The sequence below is a fragment of the Rhizobium sp. KNZ14-9A genome, from assembly GCF_056755015.1.
The window spans coordinates 4,510,080-4,536,662 of sequence record NZ_JBPGXB010000002.1; the positions used below are offsets into that span (position 1 = coordinate 4,510,080).

The 26,583-nt window shown below is 60.2% G+C and carries 20 protein-coding genes and 1 pseudogene; 6 read left to right on the forward strand and 15 right to left on the reverse strand.

Translation table 11 applies throughout. From position 1 onward, the window contains the following. Positions 1-44: 44 nt before the first annotated feature. Positions 45-1,092, reverse strand: a pseudogene (locus tag ACR9ZQ_RS29005) (bile acid:sodium symporter family protein). Between the two features lie 51 nt (positions 1,093-1,143). On the opposite strand from ACR9ZQ_RS29005, the gene ACR9ZQ_RS29010 reads away from it, so the two are divergent. Further along, positions 1,144-1,998, forward strand: coding sequence for a LysR family transcriptional regulator (locus tag ACR9ZQ_RS29010; protein ID WP_481429195.1), 855 nt, complete (start codon positions 1,144-1,146; stop codon positions 1,996-1,998). A 60-nt stretch (positions 1,999-2,058) separates the two neighbouring features. Here the strand turns inward: ACR9ZQ_RS29010 and ACR9ZQ_RS29015 are convergent, their stop codons facing one another. Together ACR9ZQ_RS29015 and ACR9ZQ_RS29020 are read right to left on the reverse strand one after the other, a co-directional pair. Beyond that, positions 2,059-2,487, reverse strand: coding sequence for a BA14K family protein (locus ACR9ZQ_RS29015; protein ID WP_481429196.1), 429 nt, complete (start codon positions 2,485-2,487; stop codon positions 2,059-2,061). A 136-nt stretch (positions 2,488-2,623) separates the two neighbouring features. After that, positions 2,624-3,676 (reverse strand): threonine aldolase family protein, encoded by a 1,053-nt coding sequence (locus ACR9ZQ_RS29020; RefSeq protein ID WP_481429197.1) that lies wholly within the window; start codon positions 3,674-3,676, stop codon positions 2,624-2,626. 544 nt (positions 3,677-4,220) lie between these two features. On the opposite strand from ACR9ZQ_RS29020, the gene gltB reads away from it, so the two are divergent. The 3 genes from gltB (at position 4,221) to ACR9ZQ_RS29035 (ending at position 11,522) form a co-directional block, all read left to right on the forward strand. Next, complete coding sequence (gene gltB, locus ACR9ZQ_RS29025) at positions 4,221-8,945, forward strand: glutamate synthase large subunit (protein WP_113320932.1); 4,725 nt, start codon at positions 4,221-4,223, stop codon at positions 8,943-8,945. Positions 8,946-9,168: 223 nt separating this feature from the next. Continuing rightward, positions 9,169-10,623 carry a glutamate synthase subunit beta gene (locus ACR9ZQ_RS29030; protein ID WP_310383629.1) on the forward strand — a complete coding sequence of 485 codons (1,455 nt, stop codon included), beginning with the start codon at positions 9,169-9,171 and terminating at the stop codon, positions 10,621-10,623. 257 nt (positions 10,624-10,880) lie between these two features. After that, positions 10,881-11,522 (forward strand): hypothetical protein, encoded by a 642-nt coding sequence (locus ACR9ZQ_RS29035; RefSeq protein ID WP_310383627.1) that lies wholly within the window; start codon positions 10,881-10,883, stop codon positions 11,520-11,522. A gap of 96 nt (positions 11,523-11,618) precedes the next feature. Here ACR9ZQ_RS29035 and ACR9ZQ_RS29040 read toward each other — a convergent pair whose 3' ends face one another. Continuing rightward, on the reverse strand, positions 11,619-12,830 hold the full coding sequence (locus ACR9ZQ_RS29040; RefSeq protein ID WP_113320979.1) for an SGNH/GDSL hydrolase family protein: 1,212 nt from the start codon (positions 12,828-12,830) through the stop codon (positions 11,619-11,621). A 192-nt stretch (positions 12,831-13,022) separates the two neighbouring features. Continuing rightward, the gene (locus ACR9ZQ_RS29045) at positions 13,023-14,246 is read right to left on the reverse strand and encodes a lytic murein transglycosylase (protein WP_310383624.1); all 1,224 of its coding nucleotides are present in this window, start codon (positions 14,244-14,246) and stop codon (positions 13,023-13,025) included. 204 nt (positions 14,247-14,450) lie between these two features. Between ACR9ZQ_RS29045 and galU the strand changes: the two genes are divergently transcribed. Continuing rightward, positions 14,451-15,338, forward strand: a complete 888-nt coding sequence (galU, locus tag ACR9ZQ_RS29050) for a UTP--glucose-1-phosphate uridylyltransferase GalU (protein ID WP_310383622.1) — start codon at positions 14,451-14,453, stop codon at positions 15,336-15,338. A 6-nt stretch (positions 15,339-15,344) separates the two neighbouring features. Here galU and ACR9ZQ_RS29055 read toward each other — a convergent pair whose 3' ends face one another. Then, on the reverse strand, positions 15,345-16,877 hold the full coding sequence (locus tag ACR9ZQ_RS29055) for an outer membrane beta-barrel protein (RefSeq protein ID WP_481429198.1): 1,533 nt from the start codon (positions 16,875-16,877) through the stop codon (positions 15,345-15,347). Between the two features lie 143 nt (positions 16,878-17,020). Between ACR9ZQ_RS29055 and ACR9ZQ_RS29060 the strand changes: the two genes are divergently transcribed. After that, a complete protein-coding gene (locus tag ACR9ZQ_RS29060) occupies positions 17,021-18,016 on the forward strand; it encodes a KpsF/GutQ family sugar-phosphate isomerase (protein ID WP_310383618.1) in 996 nt (331 codons plus the stop codon). Here the strand turns inward: ACR9ZQ_RS29060 and ACR9ZQ_RS29065 are convergent, their stop codons facing one another. The 9 genes from ACR9ZQ_RS29065 to ACR9ZQ_RS29105 form a co-directional block, all read right to left on the reverse strand. Further along, a complete protein-coding gene (locus ACR9ZQ_RS29065) occupies positions 18,017-18,472 on the reverse strand; it encodes an NfeD family protein (protein ID WP_113320927.1) in 456 nt (151 codons plus the stop codon). 3 nt (positions 18,473-18,475) lie between these two features. After that, positions 18,476-19,495 carry an SPFH domain-containing protein gene (locus ACR9ZQ_RS29070; protein WP_113320926.1) on the reverse strand — a complete coding sequence of 340 codons (1,020 nt, stop codon included), beginning with the start codon at positions 19,493-19,495 and terminating at the stop codon, positions 18,476-18,478. 83 nt (positions 19,496-19,578) lie between these two features. Beyond that, entirely contained in the window at positions 19,579-19,842 is a 264-nt protein-coding gene (locus ACR9ZQ_RS29075; protein WP_310383616.1) for a hypothetical protein, read from the reverse strand. Positions 19,843-19,999: 157 nt separating this feature from the next. Then, entirely contained in the window at positions 20,000-21,031 is a 1,032-nt protein-coding gene (gene hemH / locus ACR9ZQ_RS29080; protein ID WP_310383614.1) for a ferrochelatase, read from the reverse strand. A gap of 126 nt (positions 21,032-21,157) precedes the next feature. Further along, positions 21,158-23,074, reverse strand: a complete 1,917-nt coding sequence (locus ACR9ZQ_RS29085; RefSeq protein ID WP_310383611.1) for a 5'-nucleotidase C-terminal domain-containing protein — start codon at positions 23,072-23,074, stop codon at positions 21,158-21,160. A 177-nt stretch (positions 23,075-23,251) separates the two neighbouring features. Next, on the reverse strand, positions 23,252-23,572 hold the full coding sequence (locus tag ACR9ZQ_RS29090) for a hypothetical protein (protein WP_310383609.1): 321 nt from the start codon (positions 23,570-23,572) through the stop codon (positions 23,252-23,254). 30 nt (positions 23,573-23,602) lie between these two features. Then, positions 23,603-23,971 (reverse strand): outer membrane lipoprotein Omp10, encoded by a 369-nt coding sequence (gene omp10 / locus ACR9ZQ_RS29095; protein ID WP_029868534.1) that lies wholly within the window; start codon positions 23,969-23,971, stop codon positions 23,603-23,605. A 173-nt stretch (positions 23,972-24,144) separates the two neighbouring features. Next, entirely contained in the window at positions 24,145-25,590 is a 1,446-nt protein-coding gene (locus ACR9ZQ_RS29100; RefSeq protein WP_029868533.1) for a homospermidine synthase, read from the reverse strand. A gap of 131 nt (positions 25,591-25,721) precedes the next feature. Further along, the gene (locus tag ACR9ZQ_RS29105) at positions 25,722-26,579 is read right to left on the reverse strand and encodes a heme-dependent oxidative N-demethylase family protein (protein WP_481429199.1); all 858 of its coding nucleotides are present in this window, start codon (positions 26,577-26,579) and stop codon (positions 25,722-25,724) included. Positions 26,580-26,583: the final 4 nt, after the last annotated feature.

A 26,583-nucleotide genomic window follows, 5' to 3' on the forward strand; every position in this document is an offset into this window, starting at 1 on the left:
GCGCCCTCGCGGGCGCCGTTTTTGTTTGCGGTCATTCTGTTCAATCAGGCTGGGCTTGCCGCTTCTTCAAGCTGCTTTTCGGTGGCCCGGCGGGCTGCGGCGGCGGCATATTTCTGGGCGATGACGGCGCAGACCATCAACTGGATCTGATGGAAGAGCATCAGCGGCAGGACGATTGCGCCGATCGACTGGCCGGCGAAGATGACGTTTGCCATCGGAACGCCGCTTGCGAGGCTCTTCTTCGACCCGCAGAAGGTGATGGTGATCTCATCGGCCCTGTTGAAGCCCAGCCAGCGGCTGCCATACATGGTGATAACGAGAACGAGCGCCAGTAGCACCATGTCGGCGATGATGACGGCGGCGATGTCGCCGATCGAGAAGGTGTGCCACAAGCCTTCGACGACGGCCGTGGAGAAAGCCAGGTAGACGACCATCAGGATGGAGCCGCGGTCGACCGGCATCAGGATTTTCTTCTTGGAGCGGATCCATGCGCCGATCCAGGGCTGCAGGATCTGGCCGACGACGAAGGGGGCGAGGAGTTGGAGCAGGATCTGTTCGAGCGCGTCGAAGGAGAAGCCGCCGTGGCCGCCGACCGAAAAGAGCAAGCCGACGAGCAGCGGCGTCAGGAACATGCCGAAAATATTGGAAGCCGAAGCAGAGCAGATCGCTGCCGGCACATTGCCACCCGCCATTGAGGTGAAGGCGATCGAGGACTGCACGGTCGACGGCAGCACGCAGAGGAAGAGGATGCCAAGATAAAGCGGCTGCGGCAGGATCGAATCCGGGATGAAGCCTATCGCCAGGCCGAGGATCGGGAAGAGGCCGAAGGTGGTCAACAGAATGACGAGATGCAGCCGCCAGTGTAGCAGGCCAGCGATGACAACATCACGAGAGAGTCGCGCGCCGTGCAGGAAGAACAGCAGCGCAATGGCGAAATCAGTCGCCACACCGAACCAGCCGGCAAAGGTGCCGCTTGCTGGGAAGATCGAGGCGAGGATGACGGTGCAGACGAGCAGGATCGTGAATGTGTCGGGTAAGAAGCGGCGCATGGCGGTCTCGCTGAGATAAATGAGTCATTGTTTTGTCGCTCATTATGATCCAGGATGCAAGGAATAACAGTTATCGCGAATCTGGATTCTCCTCATGCTGGACCTCTCACAGCTACGCAGTTTCGTCACCGTCGAGCAGATGGGTAGCTTCACGCTGGCCGCCGAGAGGCTGGGCCTCGGGCAATCTACGGTCAGCCAGCATATCCAAAGGCTGGAAACTTCCCTCGGGCGCCGGTTGCTGGAGCGCGATACGCACAAGGTCGTGCTGACCGGTGATGGTGAGACCTTGCTGTCGCATGCGCGGGCGATGCTGTCGATCGAGGGGCACGTGCAATCGCTGTTCAAGAGCGGCAGCCTGCGCGGACGCCTGCGGCTCGGCGTTTCCGAGGATTTCGTGACGAGCCAGCTACCGGCGGTGCTGGAAGATTTCGTGCGATCGCATCCTTCTGTCGATTTGGAACTGACGGTGGCGCTTTCCGGTGTGCTCTATGAAATGCAGGATGCAGGAGCGATCGATCTCGTGCTTGCCAAGCGAAGGCTCGGTGATGAGCACGGAAAGCTCGTCTACCGGGAGCCGCTGGTGTGGCTGGCGCGGGATCCGGAGCATGTGCTCGCATCAGGCCCACTGCCCTTGATCGCTTTCCCGCCGCCGAGTGTGACGCGCGCCATTGCGCTGGAAGCGCTCGGCCGGCACGGCGTGGCCTGGCGCATCGTCTGCACCTGCGGCAGTTTGAGCGGGCTCACGGCCGCGGCGCGTGCCGGCATGGGGGTGCTCGTGCAGCCGCGCAGCATGGCGCCTTCGGGGCTGAAGGAAATCGCGCCGGCCAGGCTGCCGGTGCTAGAGGATGTCGAATTCGTACTGGTGCCGCGAAAGGGGGCCGATCAGGCGCTCGTGGCGGCACTTTCGGATGATATTCTGAAGAAAGTCAGGGGACTGCGGTCGGCTTGAATAGTTTCAATCAAAAATCCCGCCCGGCGAAGGCGGGATTTCGCTTTTGTAATCAGAACTCTACGGCGAGACGCATTGGCGGCGCGGACCGTAATAGGGCTGATAGGTGTTGTCGTAGGCGCGATAAGAGCGGTAGCGCGAATAGCACCAGCGGGTGTGATAGCCGCCGCCGGAGTAATAATAACGCGGCTGGCGCTGCGAGCTTATGATGCCGCCGATGATGGCTCCTGCGGCAAGGCCGCCGATGATGGCGCCGGCGTTATTGTGTCTGTGATATCGGCGATAGCGCCATCCGTCGTCGTCGTAACGATAGCGCCACCTGTCATCATCATAACGATAGCGATTCCAGTGCCGGCGATAATACTGAACCTGCTCGACATTGGAGGCCTGCGGCACATCAGGCTTTGCGATTGTCGGAAACGCCTGCGCCGGTGCGATGCCCGTAAAAGCCGTCGCGACGGTCAGGACGATGATTGCCAACTTCTTCATTTCTTCACCTCTTCATAGGAAACGGGGTGACACGGACCGCCTATGAATTAAGGGAGAAATGCCGAAGAAGCGGACTTGGTTCCGGCATGGCCGGAACACGGGGCTCTTTCGAGCGGGCGTTCCGGCATTTACGAAATCAGGCAGCTAGGCACTTCAGGAAGCCGTCGACATCGGCTTCGGTCGTTGCAAAGCTGGTGACGAGACGGACGAGCGTTTCGCCCTCCGAAACGAGGTCCGGCATGCCGGCCGGGATCGGCCACTCGTAGAATTTTGCGCCTCTGCCCTCAGCCGTTTTTGCCGCTGATTTCTGAATGACTGCGAAAACTTCGTTTGAGGCGGTCGGCCAGGCGAGCCGAGCCGAGTTGCTGGCGCCGATGCCGGCGCGCAGACGCTCGGCCATGCCGTTGGAGTGACGGGCGAGATCGAGCCAGAGGCTATTTTCGAAATAGGCGTCGAACTGGGCGGAGATGAAGCGCGACTTGGAGAAGAGCTGGGCGGCGCGCTTGCGGATGAAGGGCATTTCCTTCGCCTGTTCAGGATTGAAGAAGATGATCGCCTCCGCGCACCAGCAGCCATTCTTGGTGCCGCCGAAGGAAAGGATGTCGACGCCGCGTTTCCAGGTCATTTCAGCAGGCGTTGCGTTGAGCGCGACAAGCGCATTGGCGAAGCGGGCGCCGTCCATATGCAGCGGCAGATTGCGCTTCTTGGCAATGGCGGAAATTTCGCCGATTTCCGGTAGAGAATAGACGGTGCCGATTTCAGTCGCCTGGGTGATGGTGACCGCACTTGCACGACCATGATGGACCGCGTCCTCAGGGAAGGCGGCAATCTTCGCGGACAGTTCTGCCGGATCGATCTTGCCGAAATCGCCGGCGACCGGCATCAGGCGGGATGCACCGGAGAAGAATTCGGGGGCGCCGCATTCGTCCTGGGCGACATGGGCTTCCTGATGGCAGAAGGCGATGCCGCCGGGGCGTTGCACGCTTGCGAGCGAAAGCGAGTTGGCGGCGGTGCCGGTGGCGACGAAGAAGACCGAGACCTCGCGTTCGAAGATTTCGGAGAAGCGGGCTTCAACCTTCTTATCGTAGTCGCTGTTGCCGTAGGCGGCGGCAAAATCGGCAGATTCAGCCAGCAGGCGCTCGGCAATGGATTTATGGGCGCCAGCCCAGTTGTCGGAAGCAAAAAACATGGAAGAAACCATTGAAAATGATGGGGCGGGAGTTCGGAAAGGGACATTACGCCAAAGCTTCACAGGATCAAGCGCGGAAGTCCTGATCCATCACAGAAATTGAACCGCGTAATCAAAAAACAAAATACTTTCTCGATGAGCAATTTTATGTCGCGGTTTTGGCTGATTTGGCAATCTTCCGTCGCAAATTGACGTTTTTTTAAGAGCGCACTCTTGCGAAGAGGAATTGTTTCTGTCATTGAACTGATGAACTAGGACAGGGTTGCTGTCCTATTTTGGCCTTCCCGGCCGAAGAGGCGCCGAAAGCCCTGGAACAGAGCGGCTTTCACGCTATAGTTCTTTCGAGTGCTGAGCCTTCACATGGCGGCGCGCGGAGGCGAATGGCAGGCGCGGAACGCGACGGTTTGCTTTCCTTGAAAAGCAGACGTCTGCGACCGGATCTTCACGATGCAACAGCGCTGTCACGCGCCGGACCTATCTTAAAGGGTGCGGTGCGCGACGAAAAGCCGCCCGCAGCCCCGCGGGCTTCGACAGGAGGAAGACGATGACGAAGAAGACGCCATCCACGCAGATTGACCAGTTCGCAGCAGCAAACGTGCGCGCAACGGCCAATACGCGTAAATTCGCCTCCGGCTTGCCGAAAAAACAGGGGCTCTACGATCCGCGCAATGAACATGATGCCTGCGGTGTCGGCTTCGTTGCGCATATGAAGGGCCAGAAGTCGCATCAGATCGTCAAAGACGGTCTCTTCATTCTTGAAAACCTGACGCATCGCGGTGCCGTCGGCGCCGATCCGCTGATGGGCGACGGCGCGGGCATCCTCGTGCAGATCCCCGACCGCTTCTTCCGCGAGGAAATGGCCTTGCAGGGCATCACCCTACCGAAGGCCGGCGAATATGGTGTCGGCCATATCTTCATGCCGCGCGACGAAAAGCAGATCGAGCACTTCAAGAAGGTGATCAAGGACGTCATCACCGAAGAAGGCCAGGTCCTCATCGGATTCCGTGACGTTCCGGTCGACAATTCCTCGCTCTCCAAGGCGCCGGCAATTGCCGCGACCGAGCCGCATCACGTGCAGGTCTTCATCGGTGCCGGCAAGGATGCCGCGACGAACGATGAATTCGAGCGCCGGCTCTTCACGCTTCGCAAGGTGATCTCCAACCGCATCTATGACGAGTTCGACGGCGAGGAGAGCCACTTCTATCCGGTGTCGCTGTCGAGCACGACCGTCGTCTACAAGGGCATGTTCCTGGCCTATCAGGTCGGCGCCTATTATAAGGACCTGGCGGACCCGCGCTTCGAGAGCGCCGTGGCACTCGTACACCAGCGGTTCTCGACCAACACCTTCCCGTCCTGGAAGCTTGCGCACCCGTACCGCATGGTCGCCCATAACGGCGAAATCAACACGCTGCGCGGCAACGTCAACTGGATGGCGGCGCGCCAGGCCTCTGTCTCCTCTCCGCTGTTCGGCGAGGATATCTCCAAGCTCTGGCCGATCTCCTATGAAGGCCAGTCGGACACGGCCTGTTTCGACAACGCGCTCGAATTCCTCTTGCGCGGCGGCTATTCGCTTTCGCATGCGGTCATGATGCTGATCCCGGAAGCCTGGGCTGGTAACCAGTCCATGTCGCCGGAGCGCAAGGCATTCTACGAATATCATGCTGCTCTCATGGAACCTTGGGATGGCCCGGCTGCCGTTGCCTTCACCGACGGCAAGCAGATCGGCGCGACGCTCGACCGCAACGGCCTGCGTCCAGCTCGTTATCTCGTCACAGACGATGATCGCGTTATCCTCGCCTCCGAAGCCGGCACGCTGCCGGTTGCCGAAGAGAGCATCATCCAGAAGTGGCGCCTACAGCCAGGCAAGATGCTGCTGATCGACATGGAAGAAGGCCGTATCATCTCCGACGACGAGGTGAAGGCGCAGCTTGCGAACGCGCATCCCTATCGCAGCTGGCTTAACCGCACGCAGCTTATCCTTGAAGACCTGAAGCCGGTCGAACCGCGTGCGCTTCGCCGCGACGTTTCGCTGCTCGATCGCCAGCAGGCCTTCGGCTACACGACCGAGGACACCAAGATCCTGATGTCGCCGATGGCGACGACGGGTCAGGAAGCGATCGGCTCGATGGGCACGGATACGCCGATCTCGGCCATGTCTGAGAAGTCGAAGCTGCTCTACACCTACTTCAAGCAGAACTTTGCGCAGGTGACGAACCCGCCGATCGACCCGATCCGCGAAGAACTCGTCATGAGCCTCGTCTCCTTCATCGGCCCGCGTCCGAACATTCTCGACCACGAAGGCATGGCAAACGCCAAGCGTCTCGAGGTGCGCCAGCCGATCCTGACCAATGGCGATCTCGAGAAGATCCGCTCGATCGGTCACACGGAAGACCGTTTCGACACAAAGACACTTGATTTCACCTATGATGTGGAGCGTGGCGCCGAAGGCATGCCCGAGATGCTCGACCGCCTCTGCGAACGGGCGGAAGCGGCCGTCAAGGGCGGTTACAACATCATCGTGCTCTCCGACCGCCAGATCGGCCCCGATCGTATCGCGATCCCGGCGCTGCTTGCGACCGCTGCCGTGCACCATCACCTGATCCGCAAGGGGCTGCGCACCTCGGTCGGTCTCGTCGTTGAAACCGGCGAGCCGCGCGAAGTGCACCATTTCTGCCTGCTGGCTGGTTATGGTGCTGAAGCGATCAACCCCTATCTCGCCTTCGACACGCTGCTTGACATGCATGCCAAGGGCGAATTCCCGAAGGAAGTCGACGCCAGCGAAGTCGTCTATCGCTACATCAAGGCTGTCGGCAAGGGCATCCTGAAGGTCATGTCCAAGATGGGCATTTCGACCTATCAGTCCTATTGTGGTGCGCAGATCTTCGATGCGATCGGCCTGCAGTCGGAATTCGTCGACAAGTACTTTTTCGGCACGGCGACGACCATCGAAGGCGTCGGCCTGGAGGAAATCGCCAGCGAGACGGTCATCCGCCACAAGTCAGCCTTCGGCCGCGATCCGCTGCTCGCCAGCACGCTCGATATCGGCGGCGAATATGCCTACCGCATGCGTGGCGAAAGCCATGCCTGGACGCCGGATGCCGTGGCTGCCCTGCAGCATGCGGTTCGCGGCAATGCCGAGGATCGCTACCGCGAATTCGCCGAGATGGTGAACACGTCGGCGCTCCGTATGAACACGATCCGCGGCCTCTTCAAGATCAAGAGCGCCGAGGCACTCGGCCGCAAGCCGGTGCCGGTCGACAGCGTCGAGCCGGCGGTCGATATCGTCAAGCGCTTCTCCACGGGCGCCATGTCCTTCGGCTCGATCAGCCGCGAGGCGCATACAACGCTGGCGATCGCCATGAACCGGATCGGCGGAAAGTCGAACACCGGTGAGGGCGGCGAAGAGAGCGATCGCTACATGCCGCTGCCGAATGGTTCGTCGAACCCCGAGCGCTCGGCCATCAAGCAGATCGCGTCCGGTCGTTTCGGCGTGACGACGGAATATCTCGTCAATGCCGACGTGCTGCAGATCAAGGTTGCGCAGGGCGCCAAGCCCGGCGAAGGCGGCCAGCTGCCCGGCCATAAGGTCGATGCGGTCGTTGCCAAGACCCGTCATTCGACGCCGGGCGTCGGCCTGATTTCGCCGCCGCCGCACCATGACATCTATTCGATCGAAGATCTGGCGCAGCTGATCTACGACCTGAAGAATGTCAACCCGACCTCGGATGTCTCGGTCAAGCTTGTCTCGGAAGTCGGCGTCGGCACGGTTGCCGCCGGTGTTGCCAAGGCGCGCGCCGACCACATCACGGTTGCCGGTTTCGACGGCGGCACGGGCGCTTCACCGCTCACCTCGCTGAAGCATGCCGGCTCTCCCTGGGAAATCGGCCTTGCCGAAACCCAGCAGACTCTGGTGCTGAACGGTCTGCGCTCGCGCGTTGCCCTGCAGGTTGACGGTGGTCTGAAGACCGGCCGCGACGTCGTCATCGGCGCGCTGCTTGGTGCCGATGAATTCGGCTTCGCGACGGCTCCGCTGATCGCTGCCGGCTGCATCATGATGCGCAAGTGCCATCTCAACACCTGTCCGGTCGGCGTGGCGACGCAGGATCCCGTCCTGCGCAAGCGCTTCAAGGGCACGCCCGAGCACGTCATCAACTACTTCTTCTTCGTCGCCAACGAAGTGCGCGAAATTCTGGCCTCCCTCGGCTTCACCAGGCTCGATGAGATCATCGGCGCTTCGGAACTGCTCGAGAAGGACGAGATGCTGGCGCACTGGAAGGCTAGGGGACTCGACTTCGCGAAGATCTTCCACAAGGTCGATGCACCGAAGGAGGAGACCTACTGGACGACGCGCCAGAAGCACCCGATCGACGACATTCTCGACCGCAAGATGATTGCGGCGGCCGAGCCGGCGCTGGCATCGAAGACGCCCGTTGCCTTCGAAGTCGACATCAGGAACGTCGATCGTTCGGCCGGTGCGATGCTCTCGGGCGAGGTGGCCAAGCGTTATAACCATCGCGGCCTGAAGGAAGACACGATCAACGTCACCCTCAAAGGAACAGCAGGCCAGAGCTTCGGCGCCTTCCTGGCACGCGGCGTGACCTTCAACCTGATCGGCGACGGCAACGACTATGTGGGCAAGGGCCTCTCAGGCGGCAAGATCATCATCCGTCCGCCGGAAAACTCGAGGATCGTCGCTGAGAACTCGATCATCGTCGGCAATACCGTTCTCTACGGTGCGACCGAGGGCGAGTGCTACTTCCGCGGTGTCGCGGGTGAGCGTTTCGCAGTTCGTAACTCCGGTGCGATCGCCATCGTCGAAGGCGTGGGCGACCACGGCTGCGAATATATGACGGGCGGCGTGGTCGTGGTGCTCGGCGAAACGGGCCGCAACTTCGCGGCCGGCATGTCGGGCGGCGTGGCCTATGTTCTCGACGAGGCCGGCGATTTCGCCAGCCGCTGCAACATGGCCATGGTCGAGCTCGAGCCGGTTCCGGAAGAGGATGACATGCTGGAGAAGCTGCACCATCACGGCGGCGACCTCATGCACAAGGGACGTGTCGACGTTTCCGGCGACATGACGCGTCACGACGAGGAGCGCCTATACCAGCTGATCTCAAACCACCTGCACTACACGGGCTCCACCCGCGCCAAGGAAATCCTTGAGCACTGGGCTGACTACCGCCCGAAATTCCGCAAGGTCATGCCGGTTGAATACCGTCGCGCGCTTGAGGAAATGGAGCGCAGCCGGATGGGCATCGCTGCCGAGTAATTGCACCGAACAATTCGCCACGCCTGAAAAGCGCGTGGCGGGTGACTGAAATATCTCAATGACACACGACGATGAGCCACGAGCTTGAAGCTTGTGCAACTGCGTGGATGGCGACAGGGGATATGTTCGAATGACGGTCAAGACAAACAACCTGCCTCCGCGATCGAGGCTGAACAGACAACTGGCCGCGGGCGAGGCGGTCATGAGGGTAAGGGACGAAAATATGGGTAAGGTTACAGGTTTTCTGGAAATCGACCGGCAGGTAGCGAAGTATCAGCCGGCGTCGGATCGTATCCGTCATTTCCGCGAATTCACGATCCCGATGTCGGACCCGGAAGTGCAGAAACAGGCAGCCCGCTGCATGGACTGTGGCATCCCCTATTGCCACGGCCCGACTGGCTGCCCCGTGCATAACCAGATTCCGGACTGGAACGACCTCGTCTACAACAACAACTGGGAAGCGGCGATCCAGAACTTGCATTCAACCAACAACTTCCCGGAGTTCACTGGCCGGGTCTGCCCCGCGCCTTGCGAGGAGGCCTGCACGCTGAACCTCGAGGATACGCCGGTTGCCATCAAGACGGTCGAACAGGCGATTGCCGACAAGGCTTACGAGCTCGGCTTCATCCGTCCGCAGCCGGCAACGATCCATACCGGCAAGAAGGTTGCGATCATTGGCTCCGGCCCTGCCGGCATGGCGGCCGCCCAGCAGCTCGGTCGCGCCGGCCATGACGTGCATGTCTACGAGCGTGAGACGAAGCCCGGCGGCCTGCTGCGTTACGGCATTCCGGATTTCAAGATGGAGAAGAACTTCATCGATCGCCGCGTGGAGCAGATGAAAGGCGAGGGCGTGACGTTCCATTGCGGCGTCAATGTCGGCGTTGACGTCAAGGTCGAGCAGCTGCTCGCGGATTATGATGCCGTGCTTTACTGCGGCGGCTCCGAGACGCCGCGCGCTGCCGGCATTCCGGGCATCGATCTCGCCGGTGTTCACGATGCAATGCCGTATCTAGTTCAGCAGAACAAGCGCGTCGGCCGCGAGAATATCGACAGCACCGGTTGGCCGTCCGATCCGATCCTGGCCGGCGCCAAGCATGTCGTCGTTGTCGGCGGTGGTGATACGGCGTCGGACTGCGTCGGCACGGCCTTCCGTCAGGGTGCGGTCAAGGTGACCCAGCTCGACATTCGTCCGCAGCCGCCGGAAAAGGAAGACAAGCTCGCCGTCTGGCCGTTCTGGGCCACGAAGATGCGTACCTCCTCTTCGCAGGCCGAAGGCGCGATCCGCGAATTCCAGGTCGCCACGCTCGAATTTGTCGGCGAAGATGGTGTCCTGACAGGCGTGAAGTGCTGTGAAGTCGATGAGCGCCGCCGCCCGGTTCCGGGTACGGATTTTGTCATCAAGGCAGATCTTGCCTTTATCGCCATCGGCTTCAGCGGTCCGTTCAACGACAGCGTGCTGAAGGAGCTCGACGGCAAGCTGATACTCAATATCGACAAGCGCGGATCGACCAACGTCGTTGCTAACGACCTTGACTACAAGACCTCGATCGACAAGCTCTGGACGGCGGGCGACGTGCGCCGCGGCCAGTCGCTGGTGGTCTGGGCAATCCGCGAAGGCCGCCAGGCTGCGCGCGCGATTGACGAGGCGCTGATGGGCTCCACCGTCCTGCCGCGCTGATCGGCCACAAACAATTCGTCGAGCAATAAAACTCCGCCGCATTCCGGCGGAGTTTTTCGTGGTGCGACCGGTTGACGCGCCCCGGCTTCCGGCAAGCTTCATGCAATTCCCGAGCTGCAGTTTTCCTGCGTATGCAGGCCCGAACCGGCCTGCGGCGACTGGCTGGACATGCCCCCGCCCGTTCAGCCGTGAGGCGTTTCACTGTTGGCCGCGGCGCAAGGGACATGGTTGCTGCGGACCATCACAAAGGACAAACCATGGTTTCCGCAATCGACAGTACGCGGCTGGTCTCAGCCCAATACGCCCTGAAGAACCTGCGCGGTTCCGATGACGACAGCAGTCAGAGTGCCACCGAATCCTCCGGTGCTGCCAGCATTCTCAGCAGCTACGGTCTGGACCCGGACACGTCTTCGCTGCTTTCCAACAATGCGCTTGCAAGCCTGCTCGATACGCTTTCGACGCAGAACGATCAGACAGACGAGACGACGGACATATCCAGCGAAAATCCCGATGTGACGAGTTCGTCCTTCATGGCCATGCTAAAAAAGCAGCTTGAAGAGGCTGCCCAGCAGGAAGGCACCGATGGTACGGCACATGACGTGCTGACAGCTCTTGAAAATGGTACGCTGACGGTCTCCGATCCGACGCAGGGCGTTTCCATCGCCGCCTGGGATGTCGAAAATCCGGATGAAGCGAATACGGACAGCAAGCCCGGCACCGATATCGACACCAGCGGCTGGAACGACTTTCTCAACGCGCATCTGAAGCGCGGCGATGATGCCTCGTTCGTCAAGCAGGCCGGTCACTATGTGGATAAGGTCGACAACAGCAATGCCTATTTCGGCCAGATCGGCTCTAACTTCTACTATCTGACTTGGCCGCAGGCGGCAGCCAAGTAATCCGGACCGTCGATTTTCGGGTCGATGCGTAGATTTAAAGAGTTAGAGCGTCCCTAATGCGTCCGAATGGGCGCACGGCGCTCTAACGGCCGTTTCTCATTTCACGGAAACTTCCGCCGTCGTCTTCAGCGTCGGCATGCGATAGTCGTCGATACGGCCTGCCGGCGCCGGTGCCATCTCTCCCTGTTCGACCAGCAGATCACGTGGCGATTTGGTCAGTGTTACCGGCGGCGTCTTGCTGGCGCCAAGCAATTCCGCTCCACCATCGAGGTTCGGGTCGGACAGGCTGATCGGCTGCGTGTGTTCCACCGGATTGGTGGGCAGCGTCAGTGCCGGCAGGTTGCCGGGGTCGAGGCGCACGAGATCGGGACTTGCCTGGGTGCCGAGGAGGCGGCGCGCCGGTTTTTCCACGTAGAATGCGAGCTTGCGGCGGCCGGCCTGGGTCAGGTTGATGCCGTCAGTGGTGCGCAGGCGCACCTGCTGGCCGTTGACATCGGAGCCGGTGACGATGAACTTGCCGTTCTCGTCCACGAAACCGTCCCAGATGTCGACGAATTCGCCACCGATGCTTTCCATCTGGTTGCGGTAGAGCTGGTTCATCTGAACGGCATCGGCCGTCATCGAATCGGATTCAAAGGCAGGAAGTCCGACCCAGAGCAGCGGGATCTTGCGGCTTGTGATCTCTTTGCCGAAGGCCAGCACGCGGCGCTGATACTCGGTAAACCAGCCGTCGGTCCGAAATTTTTCCTTGCCGGCATCGGTCACCATCTGCTGGCGATCATTGGCGCCGATCATGACAACGACCATTGCCGGCTTCAGCTCGTCGATCATCTTCGGCAATTCGCCGGGCCAGTTGTAATAGTCGTCGCGCACGAGGCCGGAAGAGACATTGCTGCGGGCCTCGACTACGACGCCGGGCGAGGTTTCAAAGGCGGCGGTGAGGCCGTCGCCCAGGCCGCCGGCGAGAAAATCACCGACGATCAGGATTTTCTGGGCATTGTCCAGCTTTTGGACCACGGGTTCAGCGGGCGCGACCGGCGCCGTGCGCATTGGCGTCACGGCCTTCTGCGCGGGTGCGCGCCTACGTTGCTGCTGTTGCCGCCGCGGTTGGCCGCGCATTTCGGGCTGCGGGTTCTCATCGATGTAACGGCGGCCGAGAAAGAAATCGAGGATGGAGCGGCGTTGATAGCGAAGCTCCTGCGCCTCAGCATAGTCGGCCGGCAGCATCGAACCAAGGCAAAGGGAAAGCGTGGCTGCGGCAAGCGCAAGCCCACGAATCCATCGGGTCCGGTCAATTTGTCTTGTCATCGGGCAGTTCCGCATCTGCCGGGCATCTTGCATAGGCAGCTGCTTTCCGTCCACACCACCAATATTATTTAGGTCAGGCTTTCCCCGCTTCTACAGCATCGGCCCGAAAATCGGAATGATTTTCGGAAAGCACGATACGTAGATTCAAGGAGTTAGAATGTCCTTTGTGCGTCCAAATGGACGCACGACGCGCTAACGGCGCAGCGCGTCGAGAAGCGAAAGTGAAGGCTCACCATCCGGCTGCATGCCGATGCGCTCCTGAACAGCGGCGATGGCTGCCTTGGAGCCGGAGCCGAAATTGCCGTCGACATCACCACTGTAATAGCCGAGCGTCTTCAGGCGTGTCTGCAATTCGAACTTCTCGGTGATGTCGAGCGCACCTTCCGGACGCGGCCAGCGCTGCTGCATTCCGCCAAAGCCGGCAATCTGGTCTGCAAGCAGGCCGACGGCGAGCGCATAGCTGTCGGAGGCATTGTAGTTCTTGATGGTGAAGAAGTTCGCCGTCATCAGGAAGCCCGGACCATCGCTACCTGCCGGCATCTTCAGCATGGCGCGGGTGTCGCCATCCTTGAAAGGCTTGCCATTCGGACGCTTCAGGCCAAGGGCTGCCCACTGGGCGAGCGTGCGCGTCTTGCCGACCTGCTGTGCGGCAGATGCCGGTACTGCGACTTCGTAGCCCCAGGTTCTGCCAGCGTCCCAGCCGTTCTTCATGAGGAGATTGGCCGAGGTCGCCAGCGCGTCGGGCACGGAATTCCAGATGTCGCGATGGCCGTTGCCGTCAGCGTCCACCGCATAGAGAAGATAGCTTGTCGGGATGAACTGGGTGTGGCCCATGGCGCCAGCCCATGAGCCGGTCATTTCCTTGGCGGGCACATCGCCATTCTGCAGGATCTTCAGGGCTGCGATCAACTGCTTCTTGGCAAACTTGGCACGCTTGGGATCGGCAAAGGCAAGCGTTGCCAATGCGCGCGGCACATAGTGAAGGCGCTCATCCTTAGCGAGAACTGCCCCGTAATTTGATTCCATCGACCAGATGGCGAGCAGAATCGATTTGTCGACGCCGAAGTGGCGCTGGATCACATCCAGCGTCTTGGCATGCTTGGCGGCCATCTTGCGGCCGATTTCCACAGTGTAGGGATTGACGCGGGAATCGATGTAATCCCAAATCTTCGATGTGAATTCAGGCTGATAAGTTGCCTTTTCCAGCACTGTGGGGTCAGGTTCGCTTACCCCGGAAAAGGCTTTCTGATAGGTTGCCTTACTGATGCCACTCTGCGCGGCAGTTTGGTAGAAGTCCGCGATCCACTTCTGGAACCGGGCATCAGCTTTTGCGTTATTGGGGGCCAGTCCGGTCGCTGTGGCGACAACGAGGGCGAGAGCAAGACCACGAAGGGAGTTTATATATTTCTGGGTCATCGGCAGTCGTATCCGTCATCTTCAGTTTTAGCCTGGGCGGTACGTCATGTCCGTCCTACGCCGAAATTACAGGAACGGAGTCAACAAATTCTTTACCATGCCCGGCCGGTCCAGTCACCATTTGCAAAACGGTAGCAATTCTATACTAGTTCAAATCGATGTAGCGTTTCGTTAAAAGCGGTATAGTCAAAACAGGAGGTCGGTGTGGCTCTGAATAAGAAAGTTCGCAAGGCAGTATTTCCAGTCGCAGGTCTGGGAACGCGGTTCCTTCCAGCCACTAAAGCGGTTCCAAAGGAAATGCTGACGGTCGTCGATAAACCAATCATTCAGTATGTTGTCGACGAAGCACTTGAAGCAGGCATTGAACATCTGGTTTTTGTTACTGGTCGTAACAAGCATGTCATCGAAGATTACTTCGATATTCATTTCGAACTTGAGCAGACGCTCAAGGAGCGCGCCAAGAAGGCGGAGATCACCCTGCTGCAGCAGCAGCTTCCCAAGGCAGGCACGGTGAGCTTTACCCGTCAGCAGGAGCCGCTCGGCCTCGGCCACGCCGTCTGGTGCGCCCGCGAGATCGTCGGCGACGAACCTTTCGCACTGCTTCTTCCCGACATGATCATGAAGGATCAAAAGGGCTGCATGAAGGGCATGATCGAGCTCTACGAACACAGCGGCGGCAATATCATCGCTGTCGAGGAATGCGCTCCCGACCAGGCTCACAAATATGGCATCGTCGGCGTTGGCGAAGCTATCGGCGAAGGCTTCCGGATCACCGGCATGGTTGAAAAGCCTGCCAAGGGTACGGCTCCTTCAAACTTCTTCATCAACGGTCGCTATATCCTGCAGCCGGAGATCTTCAAAATCCTGGAAACCCAGGAACGCGGCGCAGGTAACGAAATCCAGCTCACCGACGGCATGCTGAAGCTGCTCAAGGAACAGGACTTCGCTGGCTATCACTTCAAGGGTGAAACTTACGACTGCGGCGCCAAGGATGGCTTCATCCTCGCCAACGTCGCCTTCGCTCTTGAGCGTGCGGATATCCGTCCGACGGTTGAGGGCGGCTTCAGGGACCTTCTCGCCGGCCTGAACTAAGGCCCTTCAGCGCTTCACCTTGAGACCGACGCCGGCTCGCCATTGCTGCGAGTTGTCGCCTTCCTTGCGTGTCGTCAGCTCGTAGCCAAGCGTGCTGGTGAAGTCGAGGTAGCGGTTGATGTTCCAGACAAGACCTGTCGAGGCGGTGTAAACCGTCTCGTCGCTTATCGTGCTGCCGCTCGGATAATCGCGCAGCGTCACGCCACCGATGACAGTGGCCACCAGATTGTCGCGCAGCTGATGATCGACCGTGGATGTCAGCTGATGCGAAACATAGCCGCTTTCGCCCGCTGCGGTGGAAGGCTGGATGCTGGTCTGGAGGTCCAGATTGACATTCGTTCCGCGGATCGGCGACCAGAGCAGGCTAGCATCGAGTGTCGCCGTATCGATCGATTTCAGCCTGTCATCATCGAAATCCGCCGTCGCATAACCGACCGCGACCTCGCCCTTGAGTTTTTCGCCCATATCGACCTGAACGCCGCCCTTGGCGCCGTAGCTGTCCCCCGAACGCCGATAACCGGAGGAATCGGTGCGTTCATCATAGTTGGTCTTGCCGATCGACGCCTCGATGAAGGGAATGAGTGCCGGCGAGAGTTCATAGCCGATTCGGCCGCGCACCGTGCCCGTGGTCTGGTTCCGGTCACTCATGGAGACTGTCGTGCCGTTGGAGAGTTCGGCATCGGAATAGATCGAGCGCGAAAGCGCAACGGCGGCGGTTCCACGCAGGATGCCGAAGTCGTGCTCGATGGAGGCGCCGCCGGTAAATTCCTGCACATCGGATTGCTGATCGGCGTTGGTGATCGCATCCGGATCATCAGTGTCTTCGCGGTAGAAATTATAGCCACCAGTGATGTGGCCGACGGTGTCGCGCGTCAGGTCCAGGCGCAGATCGCCGTTGATCTTGAAGGATGGCTGTTCTTCACCTTCGCCGCTGATGTTCTTTTGCCAGGCGCCCTCGGAGGTGACGGTCAGCTGATGCCGGCTCCAGTCGGAGGTCAGCGTCGCGCCCATATCGGTCTCGAGGAAGCCGCGGCTCTTTTTCGTTCCACCGTCCTTCGTGGTCTCGGTATTGATCGTTTGGGTGACGCTCGGGCGCAGGACAAAGCTGCCGAGAGGGATGCCGGGCGTCTGCTCGGTCGAGATACTTTCCGGCACCTTGCGCGCCGGCGTTTCGTCCAGGCGCGGTTCGCGGGTGTTCAGCCTGCGCATATCCTCGTCGAGGATCGCGCCGGTAACCTCATCGTCGGGCTGTGTTGTCGGAGTGCGGCCAGCCGCTGCATCCGAATCCTGATCCCGGACATTGTTGGCAGGAGTGGTCGCGGCATCGCCCGTATCGCCGAAATCCGGCGCCGCATTGTACGTGGTTGCGCCCTGTGTGGCTGTCGTGCGGGAATTTGCCGTGCTTGCCGGTGCTTGTTGAGACGTCGTCTGCTGTGCGAAAGCGGCGGGCACGAACAGCAGGCCGATAGCCGTGATGGAGACGGCACGGCTCATGGCGCGGAGCGGCGTCACACTGCTCGTCTGTTTTCCCTGGCCCATTCAATCCGCGCCTGAAATGCTTCGAAGTCTTACCCAAGCGTAAAGCCTTGTGGTTAACCATTCGTTGCCGTGCGGGCTGCGCGTTCATACATGGGAAACATTGTCGGGTGGACAGGTAAAGTGAAAAGGTCTAACGCATTGCCATGATCAGGAGAGCGGTAAAACTCGTCGAAAACAGCGTGCTGGAGTCGGGCAAGCGCACCGTCAGCATCGAAAGACGTGCCCTTGAGGCGTTGGAACGTGCCTTCGATGATGGGCTGGCCGGCCCCTTCACTCGTGCGGTCGAGATGATTGGCGAGAATACCGGCCGTGTGATCGTGACCGGCGTCGGCAAGAGCGGCCATATCGGCACGAAGATCGCGGCTACCTTCGCTTCAACGGGAACGCCCGCTTTTTTCGTGCATGCAGCGGAAGCCAATCACGGCGATCTCGGCATGATCGCCGGCGACGACGTCGTGCTGGCGATTTCCAAAGGCGGCGAGAGCGCGGAACTGAAGAGCATCATTTCCTACACACGGCGTTTTTCCATTCCGCTGATTGCCATAAGCTGCAGCCCACAGTCCTCACTGGCGACCGCCGCAGATATCGCGCTGCTGATCCCCAATGAGGAAGAGGCCTGCCCCAACGGGCTGGCGCCGACCACATCGACCATGATGCAGCTTGCGCTCGGTGATGCACTGGCGATTGCGCTTCTGGACGCGCGGGGTTTCACGGCGACAGATTTCCATGTTTTCCATCCTGGCGGCAAGCTGGGCGCGAGCCTGATGCATGTTGCCGACATCATGCACACCGGTGACCGCCTGCCGCTGGTTGCGCAAGGCACGTCGGTGCCGGCGGCGATCAAGGTTCTGTCTCACAAGCATTTCGGGTGCGTCGGCGTGCTTGATGCGGAGGGCCGGCTTTGCGGCATCGTCACTGATGGTGACATGTCCCGCAACCTCAGCCGCAATCTCGCGGAGTTGACAGTCGATGACATCATGACGCGCGCGCCGAAGACGGTCAGGCCGACGATACTGGCGACTGCGGCCTTGGCACTGCTCGAACAATACAAGATCGGTGCGCTTATGGTCATCGATGACGAGCAGCGCCCAATCGGGCTCGTTCACTTCCATGATCTCTTGCGGATCGGTGTGGCCTGATCAGGTTGGCTCGACCGTCAGGTCGCGGCCGTTGCTCGAAACCACTTTGACCTGCGTTCCGGCCGGAAGATCCGGCCCCATGACCTGCCACGTCGTGTCATCGAGACGAATGCGGCCGCGGCCTTCGCGGATCGGCTCGCGCAGCGTCGCGGTACGGCCAACGAGGCTCGCGCCGCGCTGATTGAGGAACGGCTCATCCGTCGTGGCATTGCGCAGTGTCAGCCGCCGGCCGATGAGCGTGGCTGCGACCGCGAGGATGGCGAAGAGGATTGCCTGAAGCTCCCAGATCCAGAAAGCGGCATCCCAGAAGAGCAGCGACAAAACACCGACGGCAAGTGCGGCAAGCCCGATCCAGACCAGGAAGAAGCCTGGCACGACCATCTCGGCTGCAAGCAGCACGAGGCCTGCCACCCACCAGCTCCACGGCCCAAGTTCGCCGACGATCTTCGCCAGCATGGCTTACCGCTCCGGATTGGGATTAAAGGGATTGGCCGGAGCCGGGCCGACCGACGGCGTGGAGCGCGCCGGAACTGCCCGGGGAGGCGGCGGCGGATTGTTGCCTTCCCCAAAGACCTCCCGGGCAATCGCGCCAATGCCGCCAAGTGAGCCGAGAATGGAAGACGCTTCCATCGGCATCATGACAATCTTGGAATTTGGCGCCGAGCCGATCGAAGCGAGCGCCTCGGTGTATTTCTGGGCAACGAAATAGTTGATTGCCTGGACGTCGCCGGCGGCGATCGCTTCCGAGACCATCTTCGTCGCCTTGGCTTCGGCTTCTGCCAGGCGTTCGCGCGCTTCGGCATTGCGGAATGCGGCTTCGCGCTGGCCTTCGGCCTGAAGGATGGCGGACTGCTTGGCGCCTTCGGCTCTCAGGATCTGCGCGTTGCGCGAACCTTCAGCTTCCAGCACCTGGGCACGCTTCTCGCGCTCGGCCTTCATCTGGCGGGCCATCGCGTCGACGAGGTCGCGCGGCGGCTGGATATCCTTGATCTCGACGCGGGTGACCTTGATGCCCCAAGGCTGTACGGCTTCATCCACGACGCGCAGCAGCCGGTCGTTGATCGCATCGCGATTGGAGAGCAGCTCATCAAGATCCATAGAGCCCATGACGGAGCGAATATTGGTCATGGTGAGGTTCAGGATAGCATTTTCCAAATTGGAAACCTGATAGGCGGCCTGAGCGGCATTCAGCACCTGGTAGAAGGATACGGCATCGGCTGAGACCGAGGCATTGTCCTTGGTAATCACCTCTTGGGTGGGCACGTTCAGCACCTGCTCCATCACGTTCATCCTGGCGCCGACGCGTTCGATGAAAGGGGTGATCAGGTTCAGGCCGGGTTCCAGCGTGCGCGTATAGCGGCCGAAACGCTCGATCGTATAACGGTAGCCCTGCGGAACCGTCTTGATGCCCGCAAAGAGCACCAGGATGACAAAAACCACCAATACGATCACGACGATATCGAAGCCGCTCAGCAGCATGTATTCCTCCCTAAGCCCACCTATCTGACGTGGTGAGTTATCACGTTCTTTGCAAGGAAGGAATGACGGCCTCGCCTGTCAAATCAGGGTGATAGGCCGGCATCATCGAGGTCGCTCTTTGTGATGTAGCCGCCCATCAGGCAATTGGTGAGAAACGGCTGATCGTCCGGCTTCAGATTGCTGGTTTTGACATCGCGGAGGCGAAGCTGACATGCGACCTGACCGACGATGCCTTTGGGAGGGGCGTTGGCATAGACCCGCTGATAGTGCTCCCACGCAAGATAACCGCCACCTGCAATGACGAGCAAGCAGGCGAGGACAATCAATTTTCTGAAACCCGAAATCATAAAGTACGTCCAGATCGATAAAGCAGCAGGCCACGAATTTGCGGGCCGCAGCCGCGCCTCTGGCGCGATTGCGATCGCCTATCGGCCATTCTTTAGATCTGGCGCGCGGGATATTTTTATCTATTGCAGGGCGCCAGAAAATCTGGGGCCGCGTCTGTCATGCCCAGCCCAACAACTCACGGCGCACGACTTTTTCCAGCACCTGCATGCCGTCCTCGCTGTCATTCAGGCAGGGAATATGCGTGAACTGCTCGCCGCCATTGTGCTTGAAAGAATGGGCGGCCTGTTCGGCGATCTCTTCCAGCGTCTCCAGACAGTCGGAAACGAAGCCGGGGTTCATGACGGCGATGCGCTTGACGCCATCCTGCGCCAGCTTCTCGACAGTCTTGTCGGTATAGGGCTGCAGCCATTCCTCTGGTCCGAAGCGGGACTGGAAGGTGACCATGAAATTTTCCTTTGTCAGCCCGAGGCGCTCGCGCAGCAGGCGGCCGGTCTTCTGGCACTGGCAGTAATAGGGATCGCCCTGCTGGAAATAGGAGAGGGGAATGCCGTGGAAGGAGGCGAGCAGCATCTCGGGCTTCCAGTCGAGGGTGGCAAGGTGCTGTTCGACGGATTTGGCGAGCGCTTCGATATAGGTCTCGTCGTCGTGATAGTCAGGCACCGTGCGCAACGCCGGCTGCCAGCGCATGGTCAGAAGCTTCTGGAAGGCCTTGTCGTTGACGGTTGCCGTGGTAGCTGCCGCATATTGTGGATAGAGCGGGAAGAGCAGGATGCGGTCACAACCCTCGTCCTTCAGCGCTTCGATACGCGAGGGGATCGATGGCGTGCCATACCGCATTGCCCAATCGACCTTGACGTTTGGCACGTCGCGCAGCCGTTCGGCCATGAAGTCCGATTGGTTGCGGGTATAGGTGCGTAGCCAGCTTTCATTCAGATCCTTGTTCCAGATCGTCTCATAGGCCTTGCCCACCTTCTGCGGGCGCGTGTTGAGGACGATGCCGAACAGGATCGGATACCATTTCCAGGGCGACCATTCGATGACGCGCTTGTCGGTCAGGAATTCGCGCAGGTAGCGGCGCATGGAGGTGTAATCAGTACCATCCGGCGTACCGAGATTGACCAGCAGGACGCCGACCTTGCCGAATTTGACGGCGGGATGGTCCGCCGGGCGGAGTGTAGTATCTGTCATTCTGGCCCCAACGCGCTTTCGTGTCTCGCCGGCTCATACGCAGCCGGCCGATCACGGTTCACCCTATAAGAAGAAAAGCCGGCCCGGGGAACCCCGGACCGGCTCTGATGGTCGGGACAAATCGTCTTACTTGGCAGGAACCTGGATTTCCTCGCCGACCCGCAGATGGCGCGGGTTCGGGCTACCATTGGCTTCCGACAATTTGCGCCATTCGGCGCCATCGCCGTAAAAGGTCTTGGCGAGATCCCAGAAGGTATCGCCGGCAACGATGACGTGGGTCGAGGGCGTGGCCGGTGCGGAGGCTGCCGGGACAGGCGCCGGGGTCGGTTCAGCCGAAGGGGCCGGTGCTGCAGGAGCTGGGGTCGGTTCGGTAGATGGAGCCGGGGCCGCGGGTGCAGGGGCTGCAGGGGCCTGCTCTGCGGAGGGAGCAGGTGCCGCCTGCGCAATTTCAGTGATGCGGCCGTCCGTATAAGGCTTATAGGGCGAGTGCGCGGCAATATATTCGGCTGTCACGTCGGCCAGGTCCGGACCGTAGTCATAGGCATTCTGGCCGTCTTTGAAGGCGACATAGCCATCGCCGCCGGCGCGCATGAAGTTGTTGGTGGCGACGCTATAGGTCTTGGCATTGTCGATCGGTACGAAATTGTCGCCGTCCTTGACCTGGACGTCGCTGACGCGGCTGCCGACCGGCTTCGACTGGTCGAAAGTGAATTTCAGACCGGCGACCTGCGGGAAACGGCCGGCGCCCTGGTCGATCTGGCTGACGCCGTTTTCGAGCGCCTTGATGATATCGGCGCCGGTCAGCTGGAAGGTTGCGAGCGTGTTCTGGAAGGGCAGCACGGTGATGACTTCGCCCTGGGTGACGTCGCCGCCGTCGATGGAGGCGCGCAGGCCGCCGCCGTTCTGGATGGCAATGGTCACGCCCTGGTTCTTGCTACGGTCGAGGATAGCATCGGCCACCAGATTGCCCATCGAGCATTCCTTGACGCGGCAGACCTTGCGGTCGCCCTCGATGGGGCCTTCGGAGGAGCCGATCACCTTCTTGCGCAGGTCTTCAATCGGCTTTGCCAGTTCGACAATGCGTGCCGTGACAGCCGGATCGGGCGTGAAGGAAGAATCGATCAGGATGGGATCACCCTTGGCTTCCTTGACGACGCCATTATCATCGAAATTAACGACGAGATCGCCGAGATATTTGCTGTAGGAGGCTGCCTGCACCACCGGTACCTTGTAGCCGCCGGGATTGTCGACCATCGTGGGATAGGGGCCTTCGGCCTTCGGATCGGTGTTCGACAGCAGGCTGTGTGAATGGCCGCCGACGACCACATCGACATCAGGGATCTTGGCGATCATCGCGAGGTCGCGCGGGTAGCCGACATGGGTGAGCGCAATGATCTTGTTGACGCCTTCGCCCTTCAGTTTCTGAACCTCTGCCGTGATGCTCTGGACGTCATCGGCAATCGTCACGTTCGGGCCGGGCGAGGAAAGCTCCGGCGTGTCATTGGTGACGGCGCCGACGATACCGATCTTCTGGCCGCTGACATCAAGCACGAGAGAAGGCTTGACGCGGTCGCCAAGCTTGGAGGCAGCACTTGCCTTGACGTTGGCGGTAACGACGGGGAATTGCACCTTGTCGAGGAAGGTTGCGAGCCCATCCTCGCTGTCGTCGAATTCATGATTGCCGACCGTCATGACGTCGAACTTCATCAGGTTCAGCATTTCGGCTTCAGCCGCGCCCTTGTAGGTCGTGTAGAACAGCGAGCCCTGGAAATTGTCGCCGGCGTTGAGCAGCAGCACGTTCTTGCCCGTCAGAGCCTGACGGCGCTGGTCGATGGCGGTCTTCAGGCGGGCGGCGCCGCCGAAGCATTCATTCTTGCCTTCTTCCTCGGCCGAGCAGGTGGAGTCGAACTTGTTGATCGATTCAATGCGTGAATGGAAATCGTTGATGTGAAGAATATTGAGTTCGTAATCCGCGAAAGCGGCGCCTGTGCTCAGCGCCAGCATGGACGCGGTCAAAAAACCGAAGCTGAAAGACTTCGTCATCCCTGTTCTCCTGATTAAAAGGGCGAAGATCCCCCTGATCCTCGCCAGTCCCTTCCGTAGTCAGCCCGGGCGGTTTCCCGGCATGCGGATGTTCCATCAGACGATGCACCGCCGCAAGGGAAAGCTGGGCCAGGGGAGCCGCTTTCCAAGGGGGAACCGGGCAAAAAAGCCGACTGGTTATCCAACGCATTCTCCGGCGGCAGCGCTTCGGCAGAGTTCGCGCATGGCCTCTGCAATATTCGGAAATGTGGCGAGCGCGATGATCAAGCAAAGAAGGGAAACGATGCGGTGAAAGCGCCGGCCGGCCCGATAGGCAAGGACTGCGCCTGCGCCGTAGATCAGAACTGCTGGCACGGCGAAGATCAGCACCTGCAGCGGCCCGTCGCAATCGAGGGCAGCGATACCTTGGGCACGATAGACATTAGCCGGCAAAATGACCGCAAGTGCGGCAAGCGGCGTTGCGAGCAACAGGACGAGGTAACCAGCGAAAGCCCGCATGGTGCTTAGCCTTCACCCCATCTGCTTTTTTCAGCTGCGGCGGGTCAGGACAAACTGTGCGCCGGCATCCGAGGTGCAGTTCAGCTGGCTCGTCGAAACGAGGGCGCAATTGACCTTCGACTGGGTGTTGCGAACCAGCGAGGTCATGTTGATTTCCACCAGCGTCGGCGAGGTATTGGTATAGGTGCCGGAGGCCAGAAGCTGGTTGCTGTCGGTCGTGCGCGTCGTGAAAGTGCCGGACTGGAAGGTGGAGACGATGCCGTTCGGATCGGCCCAGGTTCCTTCGACACCGGTAGGAGCGGGTGCTGATGTAACGGGGAGGGGGCGCGGGCCGGAGGAAACACAGGCGGCAAGAGCTGCCGATGCAACCGCAAGAACGAGACCAGTTCTGACTTTCATAAGGCTTCTCCCGGCGAATCTAAGCGGTAGCTTTCCGCGACAGTCCGCCAAAAACATGGCGCGGGCCTTTCGCGAAGGCAAGCCTTCGACGGAGATCGGCCGGCATTTAGACAGCAGGCGTTACAAAAATGCCCGCCTAACAGCGGGCATCTTCGAAAGCGATAGGTCAGGGTTCAGCGAACGAGGATGTTCTTGAACTGCCACGGATCCTTGGTGTCGATGTCTTCCGGGAACAGTCCCGGGCGGCCATCGAGCGGGGTCCAGTCGGTGTAGTGGCCTTCGACCGGGCCGAGATATGGCAACTGCACTTCGAGGCAGCGCTTGTAATCCATCTCGTCGGCTTCGACGATGCCGGCCTTGGGGTTCTCAAGAGCCCAGACCATGCCGGCGAGAACGGCAGAGGTTACCTGCAGACCAGTCGCGTTCTGGTAGGGGGCGATACGGCGGGTTTCTTCCAGCGACAGGCGCGAACCATACCAGTAGGCGTTCTTGTCGTGGCCGTAGAGCAGCACGCCGAGCTCGTCGACACCATCAACCAGCTCGTTCTCGTCGAGAACGTGGAGAACCGGCTGCGCCTTGCCGCCGTTGCCGAACATCTCATGCAGCGACAGAACGGCGTCGTTGGCCGGATGATAGGCATAGTGGCAGGTCGGACGATAGGAGACGTCGCCGTCCTTGTCCTTAACCGTGAAGAAGTCGGCGATCGAGATCGACTCGTTATGGGTGACGAGGAAGCCATATTGCGGGCCGGGTGTCGGGCACCAGGTGCGCACGCGGGTGTTGGCGCCGGGCTGCTCCAGGAAGATGGCGGCCTTGGAGCCCTTCTTATGCTTCTTGGCGTTCTTCGGCATCCAGTTTTCGTGGGTGCCCCAGCCGAGTTCCGCCGGCTGCAGGCCTTCGGAGATGAAGCCTTCGACCGACCAGGTGTTCCAGAAGACGTTGAGCGGCTTCGGGTGGATGGTGCGCTGCGTGTCGCGTTCGGCGATGTGGATGCCCTTGACGCCGACCTTCTTCATGAGCTTTGCCCATTCTTCGCGGTCGTCCTGGCCCGGTTCGTCGAACTTCAGGCCCATATCACGGGCAAGGTTCAGCAGACCCTGTTTGACGAACCAGGACACCATGCCCGGATTTGCGCCGCAGGTGGAAACGGCGGTGGTGCCGCCGGGGTTCTTGGCCTTTTCCTTGCGAACGGTTTCACGCAGCGCGTAGTTGGTGCGTTCCTCGTTCTTCATGTCCTTATCGAAATAGAAGCCGAGCCAGGGCTCGACGACGGTATCGATATAGAGCACGTCAAGCTTGCGGCAGAGCTTGATGATGTCGAGCGACGAGGTGTCGACCGAGAGATTGACGCAGAAGCCCTGGCCTTCGCCTTCAGTCAGGAGCGGCTTCAGCAGCTCCTTGTAGTTGTCCTTCGTCACATGCGCCTGGATGTGCTTGACGCCGTGCTTTTCCAGAATGTGGGCATCGTCCGTGCGCGGGTCGATGACAACCATCCGGCTCTTGTCGAATTTGAAGTGGCGCTCGATCAGGGGCAGCGTGCCGCGGCCGATGGAGCCAAAGCCGATCATGACGATCGGACCGGTAATTTCGCCATATACCGGATAGTTCTGTTCCGTCATTCTTTTCTCCTATTGGAAGGGAACGAAGGCTTTCAGCCTAAAGAATTCATGTGAAAATGCCGCGAAGCTCGCGAAGTGACCGGCTCTAATCACAAAATGGCGTCACAATAAAGAGCGTTCCCCTGTAAAGGTCAAATATCGGGGCTGCAAAGTGCCCGCAATTTCCGCACGAGTTCCGTCCGCTGCAAGGTCAGCCCTTTGTAGGCGGTCTGCTGGTCGTCGAGCGCTTCCAGTTGATCGGCAAAGCTGGCTGCGAGTTTCCGCGCCTGCGGATGCCCGGCAATGACGGCGATCGGATCAATATAGATGCGGATGGTGAAGAGAATGTCGCCCGAGACAGGCAGCTTGCGAAGGGTCTGTCGCTCGACGCGGACGAAACGCTCTTCAAGCGTGAAGGCCTCGGCGTAAGGCGGCCGGCTATGTTTCGAGACGGGAAGGAAGAGATCGGTCGTGGTGTTGACCGACCAGTTCAGCCGCTCGACCGGCTGGGCACTCTGCAGGCCGTCGAAGATGCGGGCAACCAGTGTGGCATTGCGCGTGCCTTCGCCGAAGCCCGGCACATCCGCATGGATCTCGTGCATCGGCCGGCCGAATTTCTCATGCAGTGACCACGAGGAGGGAAAGGCGACATGGGCCGCAACGAGATGCCAGCCATCGGCCTTGCGGCGCATCAGAACGAGATCATCCTGGATGAGTGGACCGGCCTTGAAGAGAGGCGGCAGATCGGACGTATCCTGCCGGAGCATCGCCGGATGCCGATCGGCAAGGTGAGCGAGAAGAATATCCAGCGCCTCCTGCTGGGCTGCTTCTGTCCCATCCTCTGCGACGAAGATGTCGTCGAGGCGCTCGCCCGCCAGCCGCGCCTTTTCCTCGAGGTAGCGGTTGAGATCGTCGTCAGGTTCGATCCAGCGGGCGGGATCGAACGGCATCAGGCCGATCGTGAAGGGCCGGACCGAGCCGTCATAGGGCGTGTAGGTCGGACGTTTCATCGCC

Bases quoted from the DNA above. Each gene is read 5' to 3' on its own strand.
- ACR9ZQ_RS29010 (WP_481429195.1), top strand. From the start codon at position 1,144: ATGCTGGACCTCTCACAGCTACGCAGTTTCGTCACCGTCGAGCAGATG.
- ACR9ZQ_RS29015 (WP_481429196.1), bottom strand. From the start codon at position 2,487: ATGAAGAAGTTGGCAATCATCGTCCTGACCGTCGCGACGGCTTTTACG.
- ACR9ZQ_RS29020 (WP_481429197.1), bottom strand. From the start codon at position 3,676: ATGTTTTTTGCTTCCGACAACTGGGCTGGCGCCCATAAATCCATTGCC.
- gltB (WP_113320932.1), top strand. From the start codon at position 4,221: ATGACGAAGAAGACGCCATCCACGCAGATTGACCAGTTCGCAGCAGCA.
- ACR9ZQ_RS29030 (WP_310383629.1), top strand. From the start codon at position 9,169: ATGGGTAAGGTTACAGGTTTTCTGGAAATCGACCGGCAGGTAGCGAAG.
- ACR9ZQ_RS29035 (WP_310383627.1), top strand. From the start codon at position 10,881: ATGGTTTCCGCAATCGACAGTACGCGGCTGGTCTCAGCCCAATACGCC.
- ACR9ZQ_RS29040 (WP_113320979.1), bottom strand. From the start codon at position 12,830: ATGACAAGACAAATTGACCGGACCCGATGGATTCGTGGGCTTGCGCTT.
- ACR9ZQ_RS29045 (WP_310383624.1), bottom strand. From the start codon at position 14,246: ATGACCCAGAAATATATAAACTCCCTTCGTGGTCTTGCTCTCGCCCTC.
- ACR9ZQ_RS29055 (WP_481429198.1), bottom strand. From the start codon at position 16,877: ATGGGCCAGGGAAAACAGACGAGCAGTGTGACGCCGCTCCGCGCCATG.
- ACR9ZQ_RS29060 (WP_310383618.1), top strand. From the start codon at position 17,021: ATGATCAGGAGAGCGGTAAAACTCGTCGAAAACAGCGTGCTGGAGTCG.
- ACR9ZQ_RS29065 (WP_113320927.1), bottom strand. From the start codon at position 18,472: ATGCTGGCGAAGATCGTCGGCGAACTTGGGCCGTGGAGCTGGTGGGTG.
- ACR9ZQ_RS29070 (WP_113320926.1), bottom strand. From the start codon at position 19,495: ATGCTGCTGAGCGGCTTCGATATCGTCGTGATCGTATTGGTGGTTTTT.
- ACR9ZQ_RS29075 (WP_310383616.1), bottom strand. From the start codon at position 19,842: ATGATTTCGGGTTTCAGAAAATTGATTGTCCTCGCCTGCTTGCTCGTC.
- hemH (WP_310383614.1), bottom strand. From the start codon at position 21,031: ATGACAGATACTACACTCCGCCCGGCGGACCATCCCGCCGTCAAATTC.
- ACR9ZQ_RS29085 (WP_310383611.1), bottom strand. From the start codon at position 23,074: ATGACGAAGTCTTTCAGCTTCGGTTTTTTGACCGCGTCCATGCTGGCG.
- ACR9ZQ_RS29090 (WP_310383609.1), bottom strand. From the start codon at position 23,572: ATGCGGGCTTTCGCTGGTTACCTCGTCCTGTTGCTCGCAACGCCGCTT.
- omp10 (WP_029868534.1), bottom strand. From the start codon at position 23,971: ATGAAAGTCAGAACTGGTCTCGTTCTTGCGGTTGCATCGGCAGCTCTT.
- ACR9ZQ_RS29100 (WP_029868533.1), bottom strand. From the start codon at position 25,590: ATGACGGAACAGAACTATCCGGTATATGGCGAAATTACCGGTCCGATC.
- ACR9ZQ_RS29105 (WP_481429199.1), bottom strand. From the start codon at position 26,579: ATGAAACGTCCGACCTACACGCCCTATGACGGCTCGGTCCGGCCCTTC.